Origin of the sequence: Sphingomonas sp., assembly GCF_042091075.1 — a bacterium.
In the GTDB taxonomy this organism is placed as follows: Bacteria; Pseudomonadota; Alphaproteobacteria; order Sphingomonadales; family Sphingomonadaceae; genus Sphingomonas.
Window position 1 is genome coordinate 1,059 of record NZ_JBELIE010000213.1, and the last position, 3,556, is coordinate 4,614.

The window sequence follows — 3,556 nt, forward strand, 5'->3', positions numbered from 1 at the left end:
CCTGCTCGTCGACGACGCACCCTTCGCGTTCGACCGCGCGATCATTCTTGCCTTGCGCGTGCCCGGCGATCTCGCGCGGCCGATCGGCCCGGTCTGGCTGCATGAGGCGATGATCGACCTGACCGCATTGGGCGGGGCGACGGTGCTGACGACAGCGACGATCGCCGCGGTCGGGCTGCTGCTGGTGCGGCGGCTATGGCTGACCGCGCTGCTGGTGTCGGCGGCGACGATCAGCGGATCGCCTCTGGCGGCACAGGCGAAACACTGGGTCGGCCGTCCCCGCCCCGAACTGGTCGACCATCTGGTGCAGGTGCACGGGCTCAGCTTTCCCAGCGGCCATGCCACCAACAGCGCGATCGCCTATCTGACGCTCGCCGGGCTGGTGGCGCAGGTGGAGCGTGGGCAGGCGGTGCGCAGCTACACGTTCGCGCTGGCGGTGCTGCTGGTCGGCATCATCGGGATCAGCCGTGTGTATCTGGGCGTGCACTGGCCGTCGGACGTACTGGCGGGCTGGTGCGCGGGAACCGGCTGGGCGGCGCTATGGTGGTGGATCGGCGCGGCGGCACGGCGACGGCTGTCGATACGTCGATAACCGCCCTGCCGCCCCAGGCCCTGCCGCCCCACGCTCTGCCGCCCCACGCTTCACCGTCGAACGCCGTGCCGGCGTACCTTATGGCCCCGGAACCCGCCCGAGAATCCGCTGCGCCGCCTTCAGGTGCGGCGCATCCACCATCTTCCCGTCGAGCTGGAGCGCGCCCGCCCCCGGATGCGCGGCGAACATCTCGACGATCCGCCGGGCGTGCGCGATCTCCTCCGCGCTGGGGGAAAATTCCTGGTTGATCACCGCCACCTGCGCGGGGTGGATCGCCATCATTCCCGTGAAGCCGTCCCGCCGCCCGCGCGCGGCATAGCGCGCCAGCCCTTCGAGGTCGCGAAAATCGGGATAGACCGTCTCGATCGCGGGCACGCCGGCGGCATGCGCGCCGAACAGCGTCAACGCCCGCACCACCCGATAGGGATCGGTATAGCCGCCGTCCGGCTCCCGCGAGGTGGTGGCGCCGATCGCGGCGGGCAGGTCCTCCGCCCCCCAGGTCAGCCCGGCAAGTCCGTCGCCGTCATAATCGCCCAGCGTGAACACCGCGCGCGGCGTCTCGCTGGCGATCGGCAGGATGGCGTAATCGCCGGGCAGCATCGCCCGCAACGCGGCCACCGACGCGCGCCCCTCGGCCTTCGGCAGCACGACCCCGTCGAACGCGCCGCCGGTCAGCGTCGCGACATCGTCCGCGATCAGCGTCGAATCGAGCGGATTGACCCGCACGAACAAGGCCGGTCCGCGCACCGTGTCCCGTTGCGCCAGAAATTCCCGCACCGCATCGCGCGCGGCCGCCTTCGCGCCCGCCGCCACCGCATCTTCCAGGTCGAGGATCAGCGCGTCGGCGCCCAACCCCAGCGCCTTCGCCATCCGCTCCGGCCGGTCGCCGGGGACGAACAGCCACGACCGTGGGCTCATCGTCCCCGCTCGGCGAGGGTGCGTTCCCACGCGAGCGCGTCGCGCACGATCCCCTCCAGGTCGTCGCGCTGCGGCGCCCAGTCGAGCGTCTTCAGGATCGCGCCATTGTCCGCCACCAGTTCGGCGGGATCGCCCGCGCGCCGCCCCTCCAGCTTGCGCCGGATCGTCATGTTGGTGACGCGATCGACCGCGTCGAGCACCTCGAGCACGCTGAAACCACGGCCGTAGCCGGCATTGAGGATGTGGCTTTCGTCGGGCCGCTCGACGAGCAGCTTCAGGGCGGCGACATGCGCCTCCGCCAGATCGGTGACATGGATATAGTCGCGCACGCCAGTGCCGTCGCGGGTGGGGAAATCGGTGCCGAACACCGCCACCGAATCGCGCTTGCCGGTCGCCGCCTCCACCGCGATCTTGATCAGGTGCGTCGCGCCGACGGTCGACTGCCCGCTGCGCCCCTGCGGATCGGCGCCGGCGACGTTGAAATAGCGCAGGCAGGCATAATTGATCGGATGGGCCGCCGCCACATCGCGCAACATCGCCTCGGTCATCAGCTTCGACATGCCATAGGGATTGATCGGGCGGGTCGGATCGCTCTCCGCCACCGGCACACGCTCGGGCGTGCCATAGGTCGCCGCGGTCGAGGAAAAGATGAAGTGCGGCACGCCCGCCGCCACCGCGCTCTCGATCAGGCTGCGGGTCGCGGCGGTGTTGTTACGATAATATTTGAGCGGGTCGGCCACCGATTCGGGCACCACCACCGATCCAGCGAAATGCATCACCGCGCGCACGCGATGTTCCGCCATCACGTTACGCAGGTTGACGTCCTCCACCGCCATCTCGACGAAGGCCGCGCGCCGGTCGATCGCCCAGGAAAAGCCGGTGACGAGATTATCGATGACCACGACCTCGTATCCCGCGTCCAGCAGCGCCAGCACGGCATGGCTGCCGATATAGCCCGCGCCGCCCGTTACCATCACCTTGCCGTCGATCATGCGTCTCTCCCGCGCGGCATACGTGCCGGCCCCCTTTGCTACCCGGTTAGCCGCTTCCTACATGGAGCGTAAAGGAGACCCTTACATGACCGAATATGCGACGCTGGCCGGCGGCTGCTTCTGGTGCACCGAGGCGGTGTTCAAGGATGTCATCGGCGTCGAAAGCGTCGAGAGCGGCTATATCGGCGGGCATGTGCCACAGCCAACCTACAAGCAGGTGTGCGGCGGCGACACCGGGCATGCCGAGGCGATCCGTGTCGGCTTCGACCCGGCGCAGGTGAGCTATGCCGATCTGCTCGACATCTTCTTCGCCACGCACGATCCGACCCAGCTCAATCGCCAGGGCAACGACATCGGCACGCAATATCGCTCCGCGATCTTTCCGGCGACGGTGATGCAGGAAGAACAGGCGAATCAGGCGATCGCGCGCGCGCAGGACGAATGGCCCAAGCCGATCGTCACGACGATCGAAGCGATGGGGGAATGGTATCCGGCGGAGGATTATCATCAGGACTATTGGCAAAGCGAAGGGCAGCGGAACCCCTATTGCCTCGCGGTGATCCCGCCCAAGCTGCAGAAACTGCGCAAGAGCTTTGCCGCGCGCAGCAAGGCGGCGGGGGCGTAGTTTCGGCTCACCCGCCGGACCGCCTAAGGAACGACGGCTAGCGCGTCGCCGCGCGGCGCAGCCGGTCGTTGATCGCCACCCCCAGTCCCGCTTCCGGCACCGGCGCCACCGCAATGGCGGCGCGGTCGCTGGCATCCGCACGGTGGAGCGCGGCGAACAATCGCGCCGCCGCTTCGACCGGATCGCCCGTCGCCGACAGCGTGTCGTCACCGGTCACCGCGCCGAACCCGATCAGCCACTCGCCGTCCCGCGCCGTCAGCGCATCCAGGCGAAGCGGTTTCACGGGCGCGTAATGGGTGGCAAGCTGGCCCGGCGCGCTGACATGCGCGGTCGCCCCCGCCGCGACGGGCAGCACCGAGGCCAGCATCTCCATGGTGATCGGCCCGGGCCGCAGGATCGCGCGGCCGGCGACGATCGTCGATTCGACCC

General features: G+C 69.0%; 5 protein-coding genes. 2 read left to right on the top strand and 3 right to left on the bottom strand.

Going from position 1 to position 3,556, the window contains the following annotated elements; genetic code table 11:
* Window positions 1-592: phosphatase PAP2 family protein (locus ACFDSW_RS15490; RefSeq protein ID WP_375251169.1), on the top strand; the 592-nt coding region annotated here is incomplete at its 5' end.
* A 78-nt stretch (window positions 593-670) separates the two neighbouring features.
* Here ACFDSW_RS15490 and ACFDSW_RS15495 read toward each other — a convergent pair.
* The gene (locus tag ACFDSW_RS15495; RefSeq protein ID WP_375251170.1) at window positions 671-1,510 is read right to left on the bottom strand and encodes an HpcH/HpaI aldolase/citrate lyase family protein; all 840 of its coding nucleotides are present in this window, start codon (window positions 1,508-1,510) and stop codon (window positions 671-673) included.
* Entirely contained in the window at window positions 1,507-2,502 is a 996-nt protein-coding gene (galE, locus tag ACFDSW_RS15500) for a UDP-glucose 4-epimerase GalE (protein ID WP_375251171.1), read from the bottom strand. The genes ACFDSW_RS15495 and galE overlap by 4 nt, the downstream gene beginning before the upstream one ends.
* A gap of 85 nt (window positions 2,503-2,587) precedes the next feature.
* Here galE and msrA point away from each other — a divergent pair, with 85 nt between their 5' ends.
* Window positions 2,588-3,127 carry a peptide-methionine (S)-S-oxide reductase MsrA gene (gene msrA / locus ACFDSW_RS15505; protein ID WP_375251172.1) on the top strand — a complete coding sequence of 180 codons (540 nt, stop codon included), beginning with the start codon at window positions 2,588-2,590 and terminating at the stop codon, window positions 3,125-3,127.
* Between the two features lie 37 nt (window positions 3,128-3,164).
* Here msrA and ACFDSW_RS15510 read toward each other — a convergent pair.
* On the bottom strand, window positions 3,165-3,556 hold a 392-nt coding region (locus ACFDSW_RS15510), incomplete at its 5' end, for a Sua5 family C-terminal domain-containing protein (RefSeq protein WP_375251173.1).